Origin of the sequence: Moraxella nasovis (assembly GCF_022701215.1) — a bacterium.
Taxonomy (GTDB): domain Bacteria; phylum Pseudomonadota; class Gammaproteobacteria; order Pseudomonadales; family Moraxellaceae; genus Moraxella; species Moraxella nasovis.
In genome coordinates this window covers 1611019-1631317 of sequence record NZ_CP089976.1, presented here as the reverse complement: position 1 = coordinate 1631317, position 20299 = coordinate 1611019, and the positions used below count along the sequence as shown (strand labels likewise).

21 protein-coding genes are annotated in these 20299 nt (G+C 42.7%); 7 read left to right on the top strand and 14 right to left on the bottom strand.

Annotated elements, in window-relative coordinates; genetic code table 11:
• Window positions 1–10: 10 nt before the first annotated feature.
• On the top strand, window positions 11–349 hold the full coding sequence (gene fdx / locus LU293_RS08005; RefSeq protein ID WP_242747158.1) for an ISC system 2Fe-2S type ferredoxin: 339 nt from the start codon (window positions 11–13) through the stop codon (window positions 347–349).
• 52 nt (window positions 350–401) lie between these two features.
• On the opposite strand, the gene purN is transcribed toward fdx, so the two are convergent.
• Entirely contained in the window at window positions 402–1070 is a 669-nt protein-coding gene (gene purN, locus LU293_RS08000; RefSeq protein ID WP_242749739.1) for a phosphoribosylglycinamide formyltransferase, read from the bottom strand.
• A gap of 471 nt (window positions 1071–1541) precedes the next feature.
• Complete coding sequence (gene purM / locus LU293_RS07995; protein ID WP_242747157.1) at window positions 1542–2579, bottom strand: phosphoribosylformylglycinamidine cyclo-ligase; 1038 nt, start codon at window positions 2577–2579, stop codon at window positions 1542–1544.
• Window positions 2580–2766: 187 nt separating this feature from the next.
• Here purM and LU293_RS07990 point away from each other — a divergent pair, with 187 nt between their 5' ends.
• The 4 genes from LU293_RS07990 to LU293_RS07975 all read left to right on the top strand — a co-directional run bounded on the left by LU293_RS07990 (window position 2767) and on the right by LU293_RS07975 (window position 6042).
• A complete protein-coding gene (locus LU293_RS07990; RefSeq protein WP_242747156.1) occupies window positions 2767–3876 on the top strand; it encodes an AI-2E family transporter in 1110 nt (369 codons plus the stop codon).
• Window positions 3877–3988: 112 nt separating this feature from the next.
• Window positions 3989–4750 carry a DnaA ATPase domain-containing protein gene (locus LU293_RS07985; RefSeq protein ID WP_242747155.1) on the top strand — a complete coding sequence of 254 codons (762 nt, stop codon included), beginning with the start codon at window positions 3989–3991 and terminating at the stop codon, window positions 4748–4750.
• Window positions 4751–4780: 30 nt separating this feature from the next.
• Window positions 4781–5413, top strand: a complete 633-nt coding sequence (locus tag LU293_RS07980) for a DUF2057 family protein (RefSeq protein WP_242747153.1) — start codon at window positions 4781–4783, stop codon at window positions 5411–5413.
• Between the two features lie 62 nt (window positions 5414–5475).
• The gene (locus tag LU293_RS07975; protein ID WP_242747151.1) at window positions 5476–6042 is read left to right on the top strand and encodes a GNAT family N-acetyltransferase; all 567 of its coding nucleotides are present in this window, start codon (window positions 5476–5478) and stop codon (window positions 6040–6042) included.
• Window positions 6043–6519: 477 nt separating this feature from the next.
• On the opposite strand, the gene zupT is transcribed toward LU293_RS07975, so the two are convergent.
• From zupT to LU293_RS07945, 6 genes are all read right to left on the bottom strand, one after another.
• Window positions 6520–7326 (bottom strand): zinc transporter ZupT, encoded by an 807-nt coding sequence (gene zupT, locus LU293_RS07970; protein WP_375540366.1) that lies wholly within the window; start codon window positions 7324–7326, stop codon window positions 6520–6522.
• Between the two features lie 154 nt (window positions 7327–7480).
• A complete protein-coding gene (rpmA, locus tag LU293_RS07965; RefSeq protein WP_003659274.1) occupies window positions 7481–7738 on the bottom strand; it encodes a 50S ribosomal protein L27 in 258 nt (85 codons plus the stop codon).
• 59 nt (window positions 7739–7797) lie between these two features.
• A complete protein-coding gene (rplU, locus tag LU293_RS07960) occupies window positions 7798–8109 on the bottom strand; it encodes a 50S ribosomal protein L21 (RefSeq protein ID WP_242747147.1) in 312 nt (103 codons plus the stop codon).
• A 144-nt stretch (window positions 8110–8253) separates the two neighbouring features.
• A complete protein-coding gene (locus tag LU293_RS07955; RefSeq protein ID WP_242747145.1) occupies window positions 8254–8772 on the bottom strand; it encodes a TPM domain-containing protein in 519 nt (172 codons plus the stop codon).
• Between the two features lie 51 nt (window positions 8773–8823).
• Entirely contained in the window at window positions 8824–9939 is a 1116-nt protein-coding gene (locus LU293_RS07950; RefSeq protein ID WP_242747143.1) for a TPM domain-containing protein, read from the bottom strand.
• Between the two features lie 19 nt (window positions 9940–9958).
• Entirely contained in the window at window positions 9959–10543 is a 585-nt protein-coding gene (locus tag LU293_RS07945) for a LemA family protein (protein WP_375540365.1), read from the bottom strand.
• 380 nt (window positions 10544–10923) lie between these two features.
• Here LU293_RS07945 and LU293_RS07940 point away from each other — a divergent pair, with 380 nt between their 5' ends.
• Window positions 10924–12441: an alanine/glycine:cation symporter family protein gene (locus LU293_RS07940; RefSeq protein WP_242749737.1), complete on the top strand. Its 1518-nt coding sequence runs from the start codon at window positions 10924–10926 to the stop codon at window positions 12439–12441.
• Between the two features lie 237 nt (window positions 12442–12678).
• Here the strand turns inward: LU293_RS07940 and LU293_RS07935 are convergent, their stop codons facing one another.
• The 3 genes from LU293_RS07935 to LU293_RS07925 form a co-directional block, all read right to left on the bottom strand.
• Window positions 12679–12855, bottom strand: coding sequence for a hypothetical protein (locus LU293_RS07935; protein ID WP_242747139.1), 177 nt, complete (start codon window positions 12853–12855; stop codon window positions 12679–12681).
• A 70-nt stretch (window positions 12856–12925) separates the two neighbouring features.
• Window positions 12926–14989, bottom strand: a complete 2064-nt coding sequence (dsbD, locus tag LU293_RS07930) for a protein-disulfide reductase DsbD (RefSeq protein ID WP_242747137.1) — start codon at window positions 14987–14989, stop codon at window positions 12926–12928.
• A 265-nt stretch (window positions 14990–15254) separates the two neighbouring features.
• Window positions 15255–16325: a porin gene (locus LU293_RS07925; RefSeq protein ID WP_242747132.1), complete on the bottom strand. Its 1071-nt coding sequence runs from the start codon at window positions 16323–16325 to the stop codon at window positions 15255–15257.
• A 601-nt stretch (window positions 16326–16926) separates the two neighbouring features.
• Between LU293_RS07925 and LU293_RS07920 the strand changes: the two genes are divergently transcribed.
• A complete protein-coding gene (locus LU293_RS07920; protein WP_242747129.1) occupies window positions 16927–17610 on the top strand; it encodes a MiaE family protein in 684 nt (227 codons plus the stop codon).
• 34 nt (window positions 17611–17644) lie between these two features.
• Here the strand turns inward: LU293_RS07920 and LU293_RS07915 are convergent, their stop codons facing one another.
• The 3 genes from LU293_RS07915 to hflX form a co-directional block, all read right to left on the bottom strand.
• Window positions 17645–18343: an LrgB family protein gene (locus tag LU293_RS07915; protein WP_242747127.1), complete on the bottom strand. Its 699-nt coding sequence runs from the start codon at window positions 18341–18343 to the stop codon at window positions 17645–17647.
• A 3-nt stretch (window positions 18344–18346) separates the two neighbouring features.
• Window positions 18347–18763 (bottom strand): CidA/LrgA family protein, encoded by a 417-nt coding sequence (locus tag LU293_RS07910; RefSeq protein ID WP_242747124.1) that lies wholly within the window; start codon window positions 18761–18763, stop codon window positions 18347–18349.
• A 117-nt stretch (window positions 18764–18880) separates the two neighbouring features.
• Complete coding sequence (gene hflX / locus LU293_RS07905; protein WP_242747122.1) at window positions 18881–20260, bottom strand: ribosome rescue GTPase HflX; 1380 nt, start codon at window positions 20258–20260, stop codon at window positions 18881–18883.
• Window positions 20261–20299: the final 39 nt, after the last annotated feature.

The following is a 20299-nucleotide window of genomic DNA, read 5'->3' as shown; positions in this document are numbered from 1 at the left end:
AGGAATTATCATGCCAAAAGTTACCCTACTACCCCATCATGAGATTTGCCCAAATGGAGCAACCCTTGAACTAAACGAAGGTGAAAATCTTTGCGAAGGCTTATTAGAGCGTGGCATTAAAATTGAACACGCTTGCGATATGTCAAAAGCCTGCACAACTTGCCATGTCATCGTTCGTAAAGGCTTTGATAGCCTAGAAGAGATGGATGATATTGAAGGCGATTTACTTGACCGTGCTTGGGGGCTTGAGCCAGATTCTCGCTTGTCGTGCCAATGTATTATTGCAAACGATGATTTAACCATTGAAATTCCAAAATACACCCTAAACCACGCTAAAGAAAATCACTGATTTTTCGCCCTATTACATAAAAGCCAATGTGCGTTTACATTGGCTTTTATTATTAGTTGGGGTAAAAGCGATAAGGCAAAGCCATAAGCTGATGTGCATGGTCAAGATTTTTTAGATCAAAGATATTTTGTTCAATCAGATGAATGGTAAATGGTAATAACTGATGCTCAAGCGTATGTACCCGCTGAGCTAAACTATCAGACGTATCACCTACCGCCACATCAAGCACCGCTTGGGTCAGCACTTGCCCTGCATCAAGCTCACTCGTTACCAAATGCACGCTACACCCATGCTGCTTATCGCCTGTTTTTAGCACTCGCTCATGAGTGTCAAGCCCCTTATAATTAGGCAATAATGATGGGTGTAGATTTATCATTGGAACATTTAATTTATCATTCACGCCATCAATAAACAAAGGTGTTAAAATTCGCATAAACCCTGCCAATACCACCAAATCAGGTTGCCATGCCTGTAGTACGTCTAACGCCTTTTGCTCAAAGCCAACACGAGTGTATTTTTTACCATTATCATCTTTATCAATGACAGCGGTGTTTATACCTGATTTTTTGGCACGTTCTAAGGCAAATGCGTCCGCACGGTTACTAATCACACCGACAATATCAATGTTTAAGTCTTGGCTTAATTGCTTGTCAATTAAGACTTGCAGATTGCTACCACTGCCTGAGACGAGAACGGCAATTTTTAGGGGATTTTTTTGCATCATTTTCTTGCTTTCGTTAGTAAAATTAATGAGATATTTAACGATATATCCATTAATAGTTAAAAGGGTTAAGTTTTAGGCTTGCAAGATAAGCAAACGGTCAAAAATCTTTATGGGTAAATCTTAACTACTTCAAATTTATCATAAGCACGCCCAGCAAATAGCCAGCCATATCACTTTTTAGCATTTATACAAAATCTCATTTTTTCAAATCAAAAACCATCGCCCAAATGCTCATCAAAATCATAAATATTGTCATGATACTTTTATGGCACTAAGGGCGGTATTTCAAAACAAATCACTCTTGTTTTTTTGTTTTGCAGCTTTTAGTTTGCAAATCACTAAAAAATGTATGATAAAAACTTTTATTCCATGCTTAATTTGGCAAGCGTTGGCAAAATTTGCCAAAAAGCTTACGCTGGCAAATTTAAGTCGTTACATTTACATAATTTTGCCACTGATCGCAATCACTTAGCAATAAACCACCGCTTGATTTTCTCTTTTAACAATGCTACCGATTTGCCAAGCAGTTTCGCCTTGTTCTTTTAGGAAGTCTAAGGCAGTTTGAGCCTTATCCTGCGGCAGTACAATCACAAAACCTACGCCACAGTTAAAGGTACGTACCATCTCAGATTCCGCGATATTACCGCCCCTTTGTAGCCATTTAAACACGCTTGGCATATCCCATGAAGTCAAATCAATGCTTGCTGATAAGTCATCAGGCAGCACTCGTGGCAGGTTTTCGGTTAAACCGCCGCCTGTAATGTGTGCCATAGCGTGAATGTTGGTATTACCAAGCTGTTTTTGCAAGGCGTTGACCGATTTGACATAAATGCGTGTGGGCTTCATTAAAGCATCTGCTAGATTTTCACCATTATCAAGAGTAGTGTTGGCAACGTTCGTTTGAGTAACTTCAATGACTTTTCGCACAAGCGAGTAACCGTTTGAATGCACGCCAGAACTTGCCAAAGCAATTAGCACATCACCTGCTTGCACGTTTTGCCCTGTAATAACTTCACTTTCTTCCACCACGCCTACACAAAAACCTGCCAAATCATAATCTTCAGCCTGATACATACCCGGCATTTCGGCAGTTTCACCACCGATTAAGGCACAATTTGAGAGTTTACACCCTTCGCCAATGCCACGAATAACCGCTTCGGCAGTATCTACGTCAAGCTTACCTGTGGCGTAATAGTCTAAAAAGAATAAAGGCTCTGCTCCGCATACAAGCAAATCATTAACACACATCGCCACTAAATCTTGACCAATGGTGTCATGACGATTTAGGTCAAGAGCAAGTTTAAGTTTTGTGCCAACACCGTCAGTGCCTGATACAAGCAAAGGTGATTTATAACCTTGTGGAATGCGACATAATGCCCCAAACCCGCCTAATCCGCCCACCACTTCAGAGCGTGCGGTGGCTTTGGCGACCGATTTGATACGAGAAACAAGAGCTTCACCTGCGTCAATATCTACGCCTGCGTCTTTATAACTAAGAGATGTCATAGCAATACCTTAAAATAGCAAAAAATTAATCTAATTATAACAAAAAAATAAAGCGTAAGGTCTCACTTTACCCCCATCTTTCATCAATTTTTTAATTTTTTACAAATTTTATCTGAACGCCTTAACACAAAACATAAAAATTTTTGTAAAATAGCCGATATTTTCACTCATAAGCAGAAAAGCTACCATGTCATCTTATCGTATTGACCCATTTTTTAAACGGTTATTCATCTTAGCCCTTATGGCGATCATGCTGTACGCACTATTTTTAATGCGTTCAATCATCGCACCATTTGTTGCAGCGTTTGCTTTGGCATATTTTTTAAACCCCTTAGTTGGCTTTTTGTCACGCTTTATGCCAAGGATTATTGCCATCATCGCTGTATATCTTAGCTGTATTGCAGTTGTAAGTGCTTTGCTTGTTTGGCTAATTCCTATGTTATGGGCTCAGTTACAGTTGGCTTGGGAGTCACTACCATCGCTTGTGGCTTGGTATAACGAAACAGGACGACTTTGGATTGGGCGTTATACCAATAAAAATCCACCAGCACTACATCTAAATGTCATCTCTAATTCTGCGATTGATTTTTTTCAAAATAATTATCAAGTCTCTGATGCTCAGTCATTAATCAAGCAAGCCCTGTCATCTGGGGCAAGCGTTGCTAATAACTTTGGGCTTGCAGTCATGGTGCCTATCTTGACATTTTATTTTCTTATTGGCTGGCGTTCTCGACTAAAAACATGGCAAAATGCCATTCCCAAGCCTTATGAGAATAAAATCGTTCAAATCGCCAAAGACTGTGACGATGCTCTGATGAATTTTGCCAAAGGTCAGCTGCTTGTTATGCTTTTACTCGGTGCAATCTATGCTGTTCAGCTAGAACTCATCGGATTAAAACTAGGACTCATCATCGGTATCAGTTCAGGCATTGCAAGCTTTGTACCTTACTTAGGCTTTGGCATTGGTATTATTGCTGCTATTATCGCAGGCTTATTTCAATTTGGCTTTGATTGGCTACACCTAGGCATGATTATCGGTGCTTTTATGATTGGTCAAATTGCTGAAGGTTATATCTTGCAGCCGCTTTTGTTGGGGGATAAAATTGGTCTATCGCCACTTTGGGTTATCTTTTCGGTATTGGCGGGGGCAAGTTTATTTGGCTTTATAGGTATGTTAGTCGCTTTGCCTGTTTCTGCTGTACTAAATGTCATATTTAACCACGCTTATAATGCATATTTAGCCAGCAGATGGTATAAAGGCAAGCCACAGCTTGACCTTTGGAGAGATGTGGATTAGCACCAAATGCAAGCACATTGTTAAATTTAGCTTGCCTAATTTTCTAAAAGTGTGCTATATATAGACAAACCTACGCAACATAACGATACATCATACTTAGGATATTCCCTTAATGAGCGATTTTTTTCAGACTGCCCTTAATCTTGAGTTAAAACAAGATGTCAGTTTGGACGACTTTAATGCGGCAGGCTTCTCACCCATTCGCCATGCCATCGATGAGCTTGCCGCAGGTAGTATGCGTGAGCTTTATATCGTAGGTGGCGAAGGCTTTGGCAAGTCCCATTTGGCAGCTGCCATTTATCGCCACTTTAATGATCTTGGCAAGAGCGTTATTAGTCTCACCCTAAAAGAGATGGTTGGCAGTAATTATGATGCATTTGATGCCCTCATGGGGCTTGAAATATTCAATCTTATTATCATTGATGATTTACAGCTATTGAGCCGTTCTAGAGCATGGCAAGAAAGCGTATTTGACTTAATTAATCGTGTTCGCAAGCAAAATAAACAACTAATTTTTCTATCAACTGAGTCTGCACGTGAGCTTGATGTTGGCTTACTCGATCTTGTCACTCGCCTATCGCTTGCACCGACCTTTCACTTGCCTGATAATGATGATGTGGCAGACAGGCAGGCATTAATTGAGACCATCTTACACCGCCGCAACTGGCGATTACCTGAGCAGATTCGGCAATACTTACTCGATGAAGGCCCTAGAAATGCAGGCGATATCATGCGAGTTCTTGATAAAATATCACCTTTGCTAACACACCTAACTCGTGTGCAAGTACCCAAAAAAACCATCGAGGAAGCTAAACAAATCATAGAAACACAGACGTTACTGCTTGAGGTCAGTGATAAAAGCTCACTTGACTAACCAAGCCTTTCATTAATTTAAGGAACTATCATGAAAAATGTCATAAAAATCACCGCAATAACAGCCATAGCACTAAGCCAAATCACTTTTGCAAAAAGCGAGTTAACTGTTGATGAGTATATTAAAGTAACTGCCATTAATGGCAAAGAGATTCATCACGGCATATTGCAGCCACTACAAAAAACTTTCAACCTAGATGCAGGTCGCCACATCATCACTGCACGTTATGATCGCTTGTTTGACTTGCCACGTGGCGAGCATGATTACCTAAAATCAAACAACATTTCTCTAAGTGTTAATCTAGCAGATAACCAACACTATCAGCTTATCATGCCAAACCAACCAAACAGCTATAGCACTGCTAAGGAATATGCCAAAAAACCCACCTTGGCAATCGCCCAAAATGGCAAAATCATCGCATCAGAATCTACCACCGAGAAACGCTCTGGGCTACTAAGCTCCATCTCAGGGAAAATTGGCGGATTATTTAATCAAGATGACGCCCTATTATCAAACCAAAAAGCCATCGCTGCATTAAATCAGCCTGAGTCACAAGCCTCAACCAACCAAGATACAGCCAATAATCTAGATGGCTTTATGCAGTTATGGCTCAATGCAAGCGAAGAAGAGCGTGAAAAAATCCGTCAATGGATACGAAAATAATCTATCTAAAAAAAAACCTTGGGGAGTACTCAAGGTTTTTATTAATCTAACCCAAACCTCTCATGAAAATCAGCCATCTCACCAAAGATCAAATCCGCCTGCGTATCGCCACCCAAGATGACACGCCCAAACTCGTTACCCTGCTCAACCGCTGTTATCGCAGTGATGAAGGCTGGACCAATGAAGCTAATCTTATCGGTGGCATTCGCACTACCGATGATGAAATCTATCGCTTTATTCAAAATGACACTGCTTATTTATTTGTCTTTGAGCACCCCAATGACAAAGGCGTAATTTTAGCGTGCATTGGTGTTGAATTTATCACTATGTATGAGAAAAAGGTAGCCTATATTGGCACATTTGCCGTGATTCCAGAGCTGCAAGGCAAAGGGGTTGGTGACACGCTGCTGTCGGCAGTAGAGACCTTTGCCACACGTCATGCTGATAAATACAACTTAGATGGTTATGCCATGTCCATACTGTCACACCGCCCAGAATTACTCAAATTTTATCAACGTCGTGGCTATCAGATGAGTGAGTACGCCATACCATTTCCCACTGATGGTAATAATGGAGAACCCAAGCAAGAAGGCTTACTATTGCACTGGTTATTTAAGCAGATAGACTAAAAACATAGCAAAATAAAACTAAGCTGTTTTAGATAAAATTACTAGAGCTTACTAGAGCTTACTAGAGCTTACTAGAGCTTACTAGAGCTTACTAGAGCTAATGTGGATTAAGCTTCAATCTACACTATTTTTTTAATATTTTAAGCTGATTACAGGCAGCTCATATTAAATATAAATTTTCGTCTTTAATAAAAAGATAAGTTTAATAAAAAGATGGGTTTAATAAAAAGATGGGATTTTTTTTATCAATGCCACTATATTTACAAAGAACACTTTTAACTTACAACCAAAAATCTTCTTGTGCCTTGATTTTATTTTGATGATTATTTGTCTATAAACACTTTTTAGTTATTGACACAAGATAAGCCTTGAATGGTCATTTAGTGCGAAAAATTATGGATAGCTCATCACCAATCACTGCTAACGCACTTACAGGACCAATAAAGCACTTAACAGATAACCAACTTTCTTATCCATTCACCCATTAAATAACACTAAGCTTATCGCCATCACCACCATGCCACCCACCATGCCATATACCGCTTCATGGCCTTTGGAATATTGCTTGGCAGCAGGCAGCAACTCATCTAATGCCAAAAATACCATAATCCCTGCAATTAGCCCAAACACCATGCCAAACACTGCATCAGAAAGCACTGATTTTAGTACAAAGTAGCCAATCATCGCTCCCATCGGCTCGGCAAGCCCTGAAATAAGACAAGCGATAACGGTTAATTTTTTATCCTTAGTGGCAAAATAAATGGGGGCGGCAATAGAAATACCCTCAGGAATGTTATGCACTGCAATCGCTAAAGCAAGGGGTAAGCCCACTGTTGGCGATTCAAGCGTAGCAAAAAAAGTTGCCAAACCTTCAGGAAAGTTATGAGCAGTAATGGCAAAAGCAGACAGTATGCCGATACGCTTGATGTATGCTTCGCTTTCATCATGAAACTTAGGATCATCGGTGTCAAGTGTGGCGTGTGGATTAGGAATAAGACGATCAATCATCATCACGGCTATCAGACCTGCCAAAAACGCAAACGTAGCATAGTTATAACCCACATTACCAAATACCTGACCAAAGCTCTCTACCGACTTACCAAGAATCTCCGTCAATGACACAAATACCATCGCTCCGCCTGCAAAAGCAAGCCCAAAAGCAAGCACTCTGGGGCTTGGCGTCTTTTGAAAAAACACAAGTGCACTGCCAAGTACGGTGGCAAGCCCTGCAGCAAAGGTGATGGCAAAAGCGATAAGTACGTTTGATAAAGCGATGTCCATAATATGACTGTCTTATAGATATTTGATTTTAAGGGATTTAGGCTGTTTTATAACACGAAAGTGATGCACGTGCTAACACCCATTGGCATAATAAAAATCAAAAGCCCATTGAATAAACAATGAGCTTTTAGCGAATTATGTAACGCTGCACTAACGCTTATTTAGCAAGTACAGATACATAACGGCGGTTAAATTGACCTTTGGTCTCAAACTTAACAACACCTTCAGTCAAAGCAAATAGGGTGTGATCACGACCCATGCCTACGCCTTCACCTGCGTGGAATTCTGTGCCACGCTGACGTACGATGATGTTACCTGCAACAACGTCTTGACCACCAAATACTTTTACACCAAGCATTTTTGGGTTAGAATCACGACCGTTACGAGTAGAACCTGCGGCTTTTTTATGTGCCATGAGAAAATCTCCTGTGTGAATGCTTAAAAAGCATCAAAACTAATGGGTAAATGAAGCAATTAAGCGTTGATTGCAGTAATCTTAAGCTCAGTGAACCATTGACGGTGACCTTGCTCTTTATGGTAGTGCTTACGACGACGATGCTTAACAATACGCACTTTCTTGCCACGACCATGACTTACTACTTCAGCTTCTACGCTTGCACCTTCAACAACTGGCTGACCGATTTTAATATCAGAATCATTGACAACCATTAGCACATCTTCAATCTTTAGCGCGGCACCAACTTCTTCTTTTAGAAGTTCAACTTTTAGTGTTTCGCCAACGCTAACACGGTGCTGTTTACCGCCACTTTTGATAACTGCGTACATCTAAGTTCTCCAGATAAACCTGTGTGCCGTGGTTGCCGACTTGACAACGCTTGATAACGAACACGACAAGGCAAAATAAAAGGGCATTTTACAAAATTTTTACCTTAATAGCAAGAAAAATCTGATAAATTTAGCCATCATGATTTATTTTAACACGATTACTTCATCAGGCAGTTCATTCCCCATCACATCATCGCTAGGAAAATGCTGTCTTAAAACATCACCGACCTGAATTAATAATCGCTCAAGCCCCTCTTGCATCTTACCCTGTCTAAACAGTACTATGGTATCTGCTGCCAACTGCTGCCAAATCGTCTCGGTAGCACAGCGATCAATACCACGATCAGCGATAATCTCCAGACTATGTTCACAGATATTTACATAAATCAGCACGCCTGTATTTTGTTCTGTATCCCATACATGGTGGCTTGCAAATAACGATAATGCTCTTTCACGACAGTTAGTCGCGTACGCCATCGCAATGGGTAAATGCTCTTCAATAATCAGACGAATCTCACCATCATGCCCCTGCTCTGCACGAGAAACGACCCCTGCTAAGTCTTGGGCGTAGTGCTTAGAAAAATCGTGCCGATGTAATAGTGGAATAAAACAAAGCTGGCGAATCAGACGTCTTAAGCTTTTAGTTGATTTTATGGTTTGCATGGTTATTTCTTATTAAAGTGAGTGTTTATACCAACAGTACTTGCATTGCTATTACCAAGAGCCGCCTGCACCGCCACCGCCAAAGCTGCCGCCCCCACCGCCAAAGCTGCCTGAGCCAAAACCTCCACCGCCAAATCCGCCACCTAGCCCACCCATAGAGCCACCGATGAAACCGCCGCCACCTCTGCCACTGCGTCCACCGCCACTACCCCCCTTAAATAGTAAGAATAGCCAAACGATAATCGCCGCCACAACAGATAAGAAAAATCCTGAGCCTAAAGTTAGACCCGCCAATCCCACACCACCTGCCGTTAAAGTAGCACCGATAAACCTACCAAAAATGGCTATTAATATCGATCCAAAAACGATACCAAAAATCAGTAACGCAATCATCGGCACACCCTGTGCCACGCCAACCGACTCATCTTCTGGTGAAAGTGTGGATGGATCTGCGTGCAGTCGCTCACTAATGCGAGCGATACCCATCGATAGACCTTGGGCATAGTTACCTGTCTTAAAAGCAGGGGTGATGTCATTACGAATGATACGCTTTAGTACGACATCAGGCAGCACACCTTCTAGGCCATAACCTGTCAGAATGTGCATGTTGCGATCATTAACAGACACTAAGATCAAAAGTCCGTTATCCACGTCTTTATTACCCAGCTGCCAGCGATCTGCCACCGCCATCGCATAATCAAATACTGGGATACCATCAGTGGTCGGCACGATAACAAGAGCAGCTTGAGCCAAGCGATCTTGGTGGATCTGCCTTAGCTGGTCAGATAGCTGCGCCTTGTCAGTAGGGCTTAGAATGTGGGCGACATCGATAACAGGCTCGTTTAAGATAAGCTTATCATGAGACACAGCATCTGCTGTTGATGATGTAGGATTGACAGGCTGAGACTTTGCCACTGCCACATCATCATCTTGCATCTGCGAGACAATCTCACCCATAGGCGACATTGCCTCCCCCATGCTCTCAAAGGAAGTGTGATCGTCAGACTTGGCCTTTGTCATCGTGCTGATGACTGCCAAATCTGTCAAATCTTGGTCAGCATCTGTATGCTGGGTGATCGTGGCATGAGTTGTCTGCGTCAGCATGGTCATGCTTAAAAGCACCAAGCCAAGACTTCGCCCCATACCACTTAGCCGACTTTTTGTCATATGATTGACTTGCATTAGCTTAGTTGGTAGATGATGATGTGTTATTAAAGTTCACGCTTGGAGCACTTGATACTTCAGCTTCATTTTGGACGGTGAAGTTGGCTTTTTTATCCATGCCAAAAACCATCGCCGTAAGGTTCGTTGGGAATTGGCGTACGGTTGTATTATAGCCTTGAACATCTTGAATGTATCTTTGACGAGCGACAGTGATGCGGTTTTCTGTGCCTTCAAGCTGTGCTTGCAAGTCTTGGAACATGGCATCTGCTTTTAGCTCTGGATAACGCTCAGAGACTGCCATCAGACGTGATAACGCGCCTGTCATTTGGGCTTGGGCTTCTTGGTACTGCTGCAGTGCTTGCGGATTGTTTAGTACTTCTGGGGTAATCTGGACACTGCCTGCGGCTGCACGAGCTTTGGCGACATCAGTAAACACCGCTTGCTCATGCTCAGCATAACGCTGCACTACTGTTACAAGATTTGGAACAAGGTCAGCACGGCGTTGGTATTGATTCACCACTTCTGACCATGATGCTGTTACTTGCTCATCTTGGGCTTGCAATTGGTTATAGCCACAGCCTGTTAATGATAGCGAACCTGCCAACATTAGTGCGATGGTGGTTTTTTTTGCAAAAGCTTGGGTGCGTTTTACATGTGTCATCATATTTCACCTTAATAAATAAATCTTACTTAATTATAACTTAATGGGATAATCAATCACTCTTTTCAAGCATTTTACTAGATTGGTGCTTGCTCAAATCATTATTTTTGTAAAATTTCGTAAAATTCTTACAAAATTTACTAGTATTTGTTAAAAAAATATGGCAAATTATGCAATTAAAACCAGCTTTTAGCAGGTTGTTTATCATTTTCTTATTTTGTTTATTTATTTGGCTTTTTTGAGTTTGGCATGCTGATGTCATTTTTAAGATAAATTATTTGCCAAATACAAAACAATTCCTACTCTCGGAGAGTATATTCATGGATATGAATGCATTAGTAGATTGGCTGAACGGGATCATCTGGAGCCCTGCTCTGATCTACCTGTGCTTAGGTGCAGGTTTATTTTATTCAATTATGACTCGCTTCGTGCAGGTACGCCTGTTCGGTGAAATGGTGCGTTTAATGTTTAGCAACGTTAAAAGTGCTGACGGTATCTCATCATTTCAAGCGTTCGTGGTCGCCCTTGCTAACCGTGTTGGTGTGGGTAACATTGCAGGTGTAGCAGCAGCTATCGGTTTTGGTGGTCCATCTGCTGTCTTTTGGATGTGGGTTGTGGCATTCTTAGGTGCTTCCACCGCTTATGCTGAGTCTACCTTATCTCAAGTCTATAAAGAGCGTGATCCGCTAACAGGTCAGTACCGTGGCGGTCCTGCTTATTATTTTGAAAAAGGCTTAGGTCAAAAATGGTTTGCTGTATTATTCGCTATCGCCGCCATTATCTCTTGTGGCGTATTTTTGCCAGGTGTACAGGCAAACGGTGTTGTTAGTGCCATCACCCATATCACAGGCGAAGGCAATCCGATGAACTTTGCAGGTATGGAAGTGGGTAGCTTGCGTGTCGGCATTATGGCAATCATCGTCATCGGTCTAGGTATCATCATCATCGGTGGTATTAAGCGTATCGCAGCCTTTGCTGAATTGGTCGTGCCTTTTATGGCGGTCGGCTACATCTTACTTGCACTGCTTGTGATGATTATGAACCTTGATAAAGTGCCACAAGTATTTAGCTTAATTATGAGCGACATCTTTAACCCAATGGCAGGCTTTGGTGCAGCGATTGGCTGGGGTGTCAAGCGTGGTGTCTATTCTAACGAAGCAGGTCAGGGTACTGGCCCTCACCACTCAGGCGCTGCTGAAGTTGACCACCCTGCTCAGCAAGGCTTAGTGCAAGCCTTCTCTGTTTATGTAGATACCTTGCTTGTTTGCTCGGCAACTGCCTTTATGATTCTTACGATGGGTACTTATAACATCCAAGGCGGCCTGCCTGAAGGTCAGTTCCTAGTGCAAAACATCGATGCAACAGTAGAGATTGGCACACCTGCCTTTACACAGATGGCACTTGAAGCTACCTTTGGACCGTTTGGCACATACTTTATCGCCATCGCTGTCGTATTTTTTGCCTTTACCACTATGATGGCGTATTATCACATTGCTGAGATTAACGTCGTGTACCTGTCTCGCTTCATTGGCAAAGATGCTCAAAGACTTGGGTTGTGGCTTGCCAAAATCGTCATTTTATTCATGGCAGGCTACGGTGCTTTAAACAGTGCAGGGGCTATCTGGGCATGGGGTGATGTGGGTGTTGGCATGACTGCATGGTTGAACATTATCGGCATCTTAATCATGTTCTTTATGGGTTCTCGTGCTACCATACGCCTACTGAACGACTATGAACACCAGCGTAAGCTTGGCGTTGATAAAATCACCTTTGACCCTAGCAAATTTGGTATCAAAAACGCCACTTTCTGGGAAGAGCGTCTTAAAAATCAAGCTCACAAATAATCTTCTCATTTAACAAAATAGACCCAAAGTTTGGGTCTATTTTTATGCGATGATTTATCATAAAGTTATCCAATTATACAATCTTTATCAAAACTACCAAAAGCTTACATATAATAATCACACAGCTTTTTAAGCTCAATTTAAACCTAATAGGTCGCTTAATCTCAAAATAAGACAAGACAACCACGTCTAAAAGTACACATGTATAAGAAACTACAACATAATATCCTTGCAAGTTTAATCAATCATGCTTATTATCACGTCATAGGATTTTTGATGGCTACATAGATGGTAAGTAGATGATACATAGATGGCTAGATACCAACTTAATAATAACAGCTTAGTAACAGTTTGACATACGATGGCTATCACTTTACCACAACCATCGCCAAAACTCATCACAGCCCAAGCCATGGACAGTTCATTAAAAGACAGCCATAAAAAAACACCCCAAAGCATGCTTGTTTGGGGTGTCTACATCTAGCTAGTATTTTGTCAGCTCTTGCTCAAAATCACTTCGGCTAACTTCACCGAGTAGAACATTGACCAACGTGCCATCTTTATAAAACAGCAGTGCAGGCGGTCCAAATAACTGATAACGAGCTAAAACCGCACGGCTATCATCGGTAGTCTGCGTGATATCAAGCTTCACCAGCTGATAATCAGCAAGGGCTTTTGGTCTATTCGTGAACAGTGTTCTTTCCATAATACGGCATTCTACGCACCAATCTGCGGTAATATCTACCACCACCTTATCATGCTGTGCTAATATCGTATCTAGTTCGGCTAGGGTTGTGATGTGTAGATCTGCTGGTGCATTTTGAGTATCTACAGTAGTGTGCGATGACAGCCCTGCCAGTGGTCGCCATGGATCACTTTGACCACTTGCCACGCCTATCATAAGACAAGCCGTCCAGAGCATACTGACAAGTGCCACAGCATAAGTTAGCCAGCGACCCACTTTCCATCCCCACACCGCCACGAGTGCAAACCATAACGCCCACAGTACGAGCATAACAGGTGAGAATAACAGCCGTTCGATCAAAGATAATGACACCGCAAGCAGTAACAGTCCGCAGAATGTCTTCACATGGTTCATCCATTCGCCCGCCTTTGGCATAATCTTACCTTGGGCAGCACCGATAATCATCAGCGGAATCGATAAACCAAGCCCAAGTGCAAATAATGCCACAAATCCGAACACCACGCTATCACTGACCGATACAGCAGCTAACGCCCCTGCCATCGGTGCAGACACGCATGGCGAGACGACCAAGGCGGACAGCACACCTGCCACAAAACTACCGCCTACACTACCAAGCTTATCATCAGCGGCTTGAGACTTACTTTGTAAGCGGTCTTTTAGACGGCTTGGTAAGCCCACTTTCACCAAATCAAACATATATAAAGCAAGCAAGGCGAAAATGATAGCAAAGACAATGAGAACAACAGGATTTTGTAGCCACCCCAAGATATTCACTGCACGTCCAAGCCACGCTATCAAGGCACCGAGCAAGCCATAAGCTGTCGCCACGCCCACGCCATAAGCTGCCGATAACGCCAAGCCTTTTTTACCACTGACATTGCCCTGACGTGCAACGATATTTGCCACAATCGGAATCATCGGATAGACGCATGGCGTAAATGACAGCAAAAGCCCTGCCAAAAACAGCAGACCGATTGCTAATATGGGGTTTTCTTGGATGCCAAATGGATCAGATGCTGCCCCATCATGACGAAGCTTATCCACGCCTTCTGCGGTCGTGGTAGATGGCGTGGCTAACGCACCATCATTGATACTCTCAGAACCATCAGAACTATCAACGACTGCCGACCGGATATCTGCACTGTCCGTATCGGTATCATCTAATATAGGCGTTACTACCGTCGCTGATGGTAAATTAGCAGATGGCTTGGCGTCTGCGGTATTAGCTGTCTGAGCATCTGCGTCTTTTTTATCAGTTTTTGTGTCTGTCTGCTTGGCAGCTTGGGCATTGGTATTCTTAGGCTTAGATATGGCTGACGCATTAGGCGACTGATCACTGTCAAGCTTATCAGCACTTGAGCTTAGCTTGATGGTAAACTGACTGTCTTCTGGTGGATAACATAGCCCTGCTTTGGCACAGCCTTGCCATCTTAATGCAGCTGTACTCTCTATACTCTGCGATGATGTGAGCGTCGCTGTGGCTGTAAAGCTTTCTTCAAAGACTGCCACTTTTCCAAAGCTTGGATCGTCGATCATGCTTGGCTTAGCGTCAAACTTCCAATCGCTCGCTACCACACCATCTGGCAACTTTAACTTTAGCTTATCACGATAGATATAATGCTTAGGGGTAACGTTAAACGTCGCCACGACCTGATTACCATTAGTCTGCACACTCACCTTAAATGCCTGTGTGACAGGTAAGAATCGCTCAGATTTTTGGCTAAATAATGACGCAAGTTCGTCTGCGGCATGACTTGGTAAGGTCACTGTCGCTGCACTAATACCCATCAGAGCAGCAGCAAAGACACAAAGGCTTGATCGCTTCATGTTTGATTGTTTCATGATAATCATCCTCGTCTTAAGGCATCCATTTCTTAGAGCTTATGTTGTCGCCATATAAGTCCTGTCATGGCAAAAGATTGGGTTAAAATGCGATGTAACATACAAAAGTGATCTACAAAATGCAGCTCATCGGCTAAAAATCGCAGTATTCTATCACATTAACCTATCATTGTGTCATTTATTCTAATCAATAAAAGCTGACCCAAACACTCCCAATAAAAAACCCACCTAAAAAGGTGGGTTTTTATGCAGACTTTAAATCAAATTAGAATTTGTACTCAAGACCTGCACCGATGCCATAAGAGTTGTCTTTAGCAGTAACGTTCGCTGCTTTTAGCTCATCTCTTTTATAAGCACCATAAACGTGGCCAGTGGTATTTTTGTTGATGGCGTATTCACCGCCAACGACTAAACGCTGTGCCTCAGCATCTTGAACACCTTCAGCATTATCTACTAGATCAACTTGACCATAAGCAGTCCAAGGTGTTGCTGTTTTTAGCTTGGCAGATACAGTAATTAGCTTTTCAGTTCCTGCAGTTTGACCAAACTTAACTGCATTGCCTTTGTCAGTTTGCACTAAAGCACCAACCGTTAGGTCTTTATTAAGTGCGTAAGCACCGCTTACACGAGCAATCTTACGATCGCCAGCTTGGGTGTAGGCTGCACCAGCTTTGATTTGACCCACTTCGTATTTGGCACCGATTTGGAATGCGTCACGACCTAGGCTGTCTTGACCTTTGTTTGGAACAGATTTAGTATCTCGAACTAAAGTACTTGTCCCATCAGCATTAACAACAGTTCTGAAAGTATCTAGATTTTCTTTAACCGAACCTTTAGTTTCATCCATTACATACGCACCAAATACTTGTACGCCGTTACGCTCTGGAGAAAAATAAGCGATGGTGTTGTTTACACGAGGGCTATCAAATGCTGCTAGAACGTTATCACCACCGATAACACCGCCTTTGGTTACGTTTGCATAGTCAACAGTACCATCAACCGCTGATAGACGACCTGCTACCACAGTACCGTATTGTTTGTTTGCAAGACCTAGGTAGGTATCACGAGCTTTAAAAGTATCTGTATTATCATCAACTCTTACGCCGTACTCCAACTGATAAACAAGATCAGTGTTTGTAGTTAGAGCTTCTGAGCCTTTAAGACCGATACGTGAACCGTTTGATTTAAGTTGGGTACGAGAGTCTTTAGCAAGGCTGTGCTCACTACCGTCTTGAAGGTCAAGAGTTAAGAAAGCTTTACCGTAAAGAGTAGGCGCAGCTTGAGCAGCTGATACAGATAGAGCAGCGATTGCTGTTGCTAAAAGTACTTTTTTCATGGGTTTTCTCCACATTACATCTTTTAGTTTTTGGGCCGCAAAATGCTTACGCCCATGCAGACATATCAGATATGCCTGCGATCGAGTTGCCTAACACTCCCTGTAAATATCAAATCTAGCACATCAGGTGATGGCTAGGTCTGTTATAGCGTATTCTTGCCATATTTGTACGTTTTTGAGTATTTTTGTAAACTTTTATACAAAGTTTGTCAAAAACAACAAATACCGCTAAAACCATCTACGCTCACACAATAGGATACCAACTTTGACATATTTTGCAACACCTTTACCCAAAAAATAAATAAATTTTTTTAGGGTTAATTTTATTTATATAATAAAAACAATAAGTTATATTTTATTTATCCATTTATTTTTTTGTTAATAATAAGAATAATTCTTAATTTTTACCAGTTTGTAACACATTTTTATGGTGATTTTCACTTAGATGAGTCATCTTTTGTGATGGATTTTAGCGTAATTAATGATTATGATGTAATTTATAGGGGATAAACCTATCATTTAAGCAAGGCAAGCCAAAACGTGTTTGTAAAAATATGAACGATCTTGTAAAATTACTGCCATCATATTAAGGTGAATCATCATGAACCAAGAAGACGACTTAAAGCAGATCACCGCCAAGGCAAGAGCTACCACAGACATTAGTCATATTCATGCTTTTTTAGGCACAAAAACGAGCGAAAGCTGGCTAAAGCTTGCCAAGGCAAACCTACCGCTACTCATGCAAGATCATGCCAACTGCGAGAAAAAAGCAGCAGGCACAGCGATGAATTTAATTTTCCGTTATGAATCTCACAGACAGCTCCAAGAACGATTGGCACAGCTGGTGCGTGAAGAAATGCTCCATTATGAACAGGTGCTATCCTTGATGAAAGAGCGTGGTATCAAGTGGTCGTATTTGCCTGCAGGGCGTTATGCTAAGGGGCTGCTAAAGCATAAGCGGACGTGGGAGAGTGCTGCCATGGTGGACGTGCTGATTATCGGAGCGTTCATTGAAGCTCGTTCGTGCGAACGATTTAAAGCATTGGCAGATGTCATTGATGATGAAAAATTAGCACGCTATTATAGGTATCTGTTAAAATCTGAGAGCCGTCATTATGAAGATTATCTTATGCTAGCTCAGTCGGTCAGCAAAGAGCCTATCGATGAGCGGGTGGCGTTTTTTCGTGATGTGGAAGCGGCATTAATTGATGAGACAGATGACGAACTGCGGTTTCATAGTGGCGTGCCATCACAGGCACTGCTTGGGGAGCTTGGTGCGGCATAATGGTTATGGTGGTAGTCAGATGCTCTTGAGTAAATCAGCCCATAACCCACAGCACCGCCATCGGTAGCCATACCGCTGTAATTAGCCCATTAATCGCCAGACCAAATGCTGCATACCGCCCTGCTGTTGGGCTTATCGTCCATGCTTCTACTGTGCCAATAGCATGAGCGACTAAGCCAAGCGATAGCCCTTGGGCTCTTTCATCTTCGATGTTTTTAAACACCACACGACAAATACCCGCTCCAAGTATGCCTGATACGATGATAATAAGGTTTGCCATCACAAGCGGTGCATTGATAATCTGGGCGACAGATAAGCCCACAGGCGTCGTTACCGAACGGGTCGCAAATGCCAATATCGTCTCAATATTTAAGAAAAAGGCATAGGCAAGCGACATCGGCAAAATTGCCCCTACGATACTGGCAAGCACGACGACCACGCCAAGCCTCTTTACAGGCAAACCTTTAAAATCCATTCCAGCTAAAGGTACGGCAAGTAACACCGTGCTATATCCCAACAAGCGATCAAACACAGGCTTAGCATTAGCATAATAGGTCTGATACGGCATATTTATCATCAGTAAGATAGTCAGCGTTAAGATAATGGCGATGATAATCATCGGCACACCACGAATGTAGCGATTAAGATACCTTAGGACGTATTTTGCTGTGATATGGGCGATAAGCGTTACCATAAAGGCTGTGATGATGGTCGTGCTGTCAATGGCTGGCATAGCTTATCCTTTATCAGATACTGTGGGCGATGGACGTTCTTGAAGCCACTTGGCAGACAGCTTGGCAAATACCCAAAGCGGTATAACCACACTAATGATAATAACAGCTGACACCGCAAAAAAGTCTGAGCCTAAGCCAAATAATAAGATACCCGCCCCTGCTGATACAGGTAAGAACGCAAAGCCACTATCTACAAGTAGCACACTGGCTGATGATGACAGCCATTGTGGCAACTGCCCTGACGCCAGACGTAAGCCTATCAAGGCGACAAATAACGCCACAAGACCGACGATATTTGCCGCTGTCGGCATACCAAACCAAGTACAGACCACCAAAGCTAGCTCACGCACACTCACCACTAAGGCGATGGTGGCGATCAGACCTTTATAAAGCTTAGGGTTTAGATAGGGGGATTTCATACGTATCCTTGTATTATGGCTTATACAGCATGCCTAAAGTGGATGGTTATTTAACCATCAATTTAGCCGATTGGTCAAGGTTTTACGATGAAATGTTGGGTATTTTATGGGTGAATGTTATAAACAAAATTCATCTAAATCCTGCTCATCACTGACTGTGAGTGTCCGCTGCTCAAACTCTTCAAGCTCTGGCAAGAGTGTATCGGCTTCGTCCTGTGGCAGTACATCATGTGCCATCAGCCCAAACTTGCCAAGCAACTCTTTTAGCTTGTCTTTAGCTAAAGTAATGGTAATCATCTCACGTCCATCATCACCAAACGTAGCGTCATCAATCACATCAAGCTCATGTAAGGCACTCTTTAGCTGACCTGCATTAAAGGGCAATGTCAGATGATAAGTAGAAAGTTTACCGACGAGTAGCTCACTGACTGCTTGGGTAAGCTTATCCATGCCTAGGTTCTTTTGAGCAGAAACATAGACACGGTGCGGCACGCCTTGCTCTTTATAAACAATGGTCGGATCTTCGCCACTCTTATCAATCTTATTATATACCAATAAAATCGGAGCATCTGCTTTAATCTCATCTAGCACATCATTCACCGCATCAATCTGCTCGTGTAAGGTGTCACTTGCTGTATCAATAACATGCAACAAAAGGTCGGCTTCTAACGTCTCTTCTAAGGTGGCGTGAAAACTTTCAACCAGTTCATGGGGTAGATGACGCACAAAACCTACCGTATCAGCAAGCACGACATTTCCCACGCCTGCCCACTTGACACGGCGTAAAGTCGGATCAAGCGTAGCAAACAGCTGATCGGCAGCATAGATATTATCATCAGCTAAGCGGTTAAACAGTGTGGACTTACCTGCATTCGTATAACCTACAAGCGAGATGGTTGGCACGTCTGATTTTTGACGTTTTGCTCGTCCTTGCTTACGAGTTTGTTTAACTTTATCTAATTTCGCCTTTAGCTGACCGACACGAATCTGGAGCAGACGGCGGTCAGTCTCTAGCTGGGTCTCACCCGGTCCACGAAGTCCGATACCCCCCTTTTGACGCTCTAAATGCGTCCAGCCACGCACCAAGCGAGTCGCCAAATGGTTGAGCTGGGCTAGCTCTACTTGTAGCTTGCCTTCATGCGTCTTAGCACGACTTGCAAAGATATCTAAGATAAGTCCTGTACGCCCAAGCACTCGGCACTTAAAGAGTTTTTCTAAGTTGCGTTCTTGGCTTGGGCTAAGTTCGTGGTTAAAGATAACGATATCTGCACCATGACGCTCAACCGCTTGAGCAATCTCGTCTGCCTTACCTGTCCCGACGAAGTATTTGGCATGAGGCATTGCTCGGCTACCTGTGATAATCTCAAGCTCGTTCGCCCCCGCCGAATTCACCAACAGGCGGAACTCTTCTAGGTCATTTGGATCGCTCATCTTTGAGATGGTTAGATGTACTAAGATGGCATTCTCACCGCCTTCTGCTCGTTCAAAATATTGCAAATGTATTCTCTTTATTAAAAAAAATATAAGCATAGATTG

What these genes read in the sequence shown, in the direction of transcription:
- fdx (WP_242747158.1), top strand. Translation starts at nt 11, where the DNA reads ATGCCAAAAGTTACCCTACTACCCCATCATGAGATTTGCCCAAATGGA.
- purN (WP_242749739.1), bottom strand. Translation starts at nt 1,070, where the DNA reads ATGCAAAAAAATCCCCTAAAAATTGCCGTTCTCGTCTCAGGCAGTGGT.
- purM (WP_242747157.1), bottom strand. Translation starts at nt 2,579, where the DNA reads ATGACATCTCTTAGTTATAAAGACGCAGGCGTAGATATTGACGCAGGT.
- LU293_RS07990 (WP_242747156.1), top strand. Translation starts at nt 2,767, where the DNA reads ATGTCATCTTATCGTATTGACCCATTTTTTAAACGGTTATTCATCTTA.
- LU293_RS07985 (WP_242747155.1), top strand. Translation starts at nt 3,989, where the DNA reads ATGAGCGATTTTTTTCAGACTGCCCTTAATCTTGAGTTAAAACAAGAT.
- LU293_RS07980 (WP_242747153.1), top strand. Translation starts at nt 4,781, where the DNA reads ATGAAAAATGTCATAAAAATCACCGCAATAACAGCCATAGCACTAAGC.
- LU293_RS07975 (WP_242747151.1), top strand. Translation starts at nt 5,476, where the DNA reads ATGAAAATCAGCCATCTCACCAAAGATCAAATCCGCCTGCGTATCGCC.
- rpmA (WP_003659274.1), bottom strand. Translation starts at nt 7,738, where the DNA reads ATGGCACATAAAAAAGCCGCAGGTTCTACTCGTAACGGTCGTGATTCT.
- rplU (WP_242747147.1), bottom strand. Translation starts at nt 8,109, where the DNA reads ATGTACGCAGTTATCAAAAGTGGCGGTAAACAGCACCGTGTTAGCGTT.
- LU293_RS07955 (WP_242747145.1), bottom strand. Translation starts at nt 8,772, where the DNA reads ATGCAAACCATAAAATCAACTAAAAGCTTAAGACGTCTGATTCGCCAG.
- LU293_RS07950 (WP_242747143.1), bottom strand. Translation starts at nt 9,939, where the DNA reads ATGACAAAAAGTCGGCTAAGTGGTATGGGGCGAAGTCTTGGCTTGGTG.
- LU293_RS07945 (WP_375540365.1), bottom strand. Translation starts at nt 10,543, where the DNA reads ATGTTGGCAGGTTCGCTATCATTAACAGGCTGTGGCTATAACCAATTG.
- LU293_RS07940 (WP_242749737.1), top strand. Translation starts at nt 10,924, where the DNA reads ATGAATGCATTAGTAGATTGGCTGAACGGGATCATCTGGAGCCCTGCT.
- LU293_RS07935 (WP_242747139.1), bottom strand. Translation starts at nt 12,855, where the DNA reads ATGGCTTGGGCTGTGATGAGTTTTGGCGATGGTTGTGGTAAAGTGATA.
- dsbD (WP_242747137.1), bottom strand. Translation starts at nt 14,989, where the DNA reads ATGAAACAATCAAACATGAAGCGATCAAGCCTTTGTGTCTTTGCTGCT.
- LU293_RS07925 (WP_242747132.1), bottom strand. Translation starts at nt 16,325, where the DNA reads ATGAAAAAAGTACTTTTAGCAACAGCAATCGCTGCTCTATCTGTATCA.
- LU293_RS07920 (WP_242747129.1), top strand. Translation starts at nt 16,927, where the DNA reads ATGAACCAAGAAGACGACTTAAAGCAGATCACCGCCAAGGCAAGAGCT.
- LU293_RS07915 (WP_242747127.1), bottom strand. Translation starts at nt 18,343, where the DNA reads ATGCCAGCCATTGACAGCACGACCATCATCACAGCCTTTATGGTAACG.
- LU293_RS07910 (WP_242747124.1), bottom strand. Translation starts at nt 18,763, where the DNA reads ATGAAATCCCCCTATCTAAACCCTAAGCTTTATAAAGGTCTGATCGCC.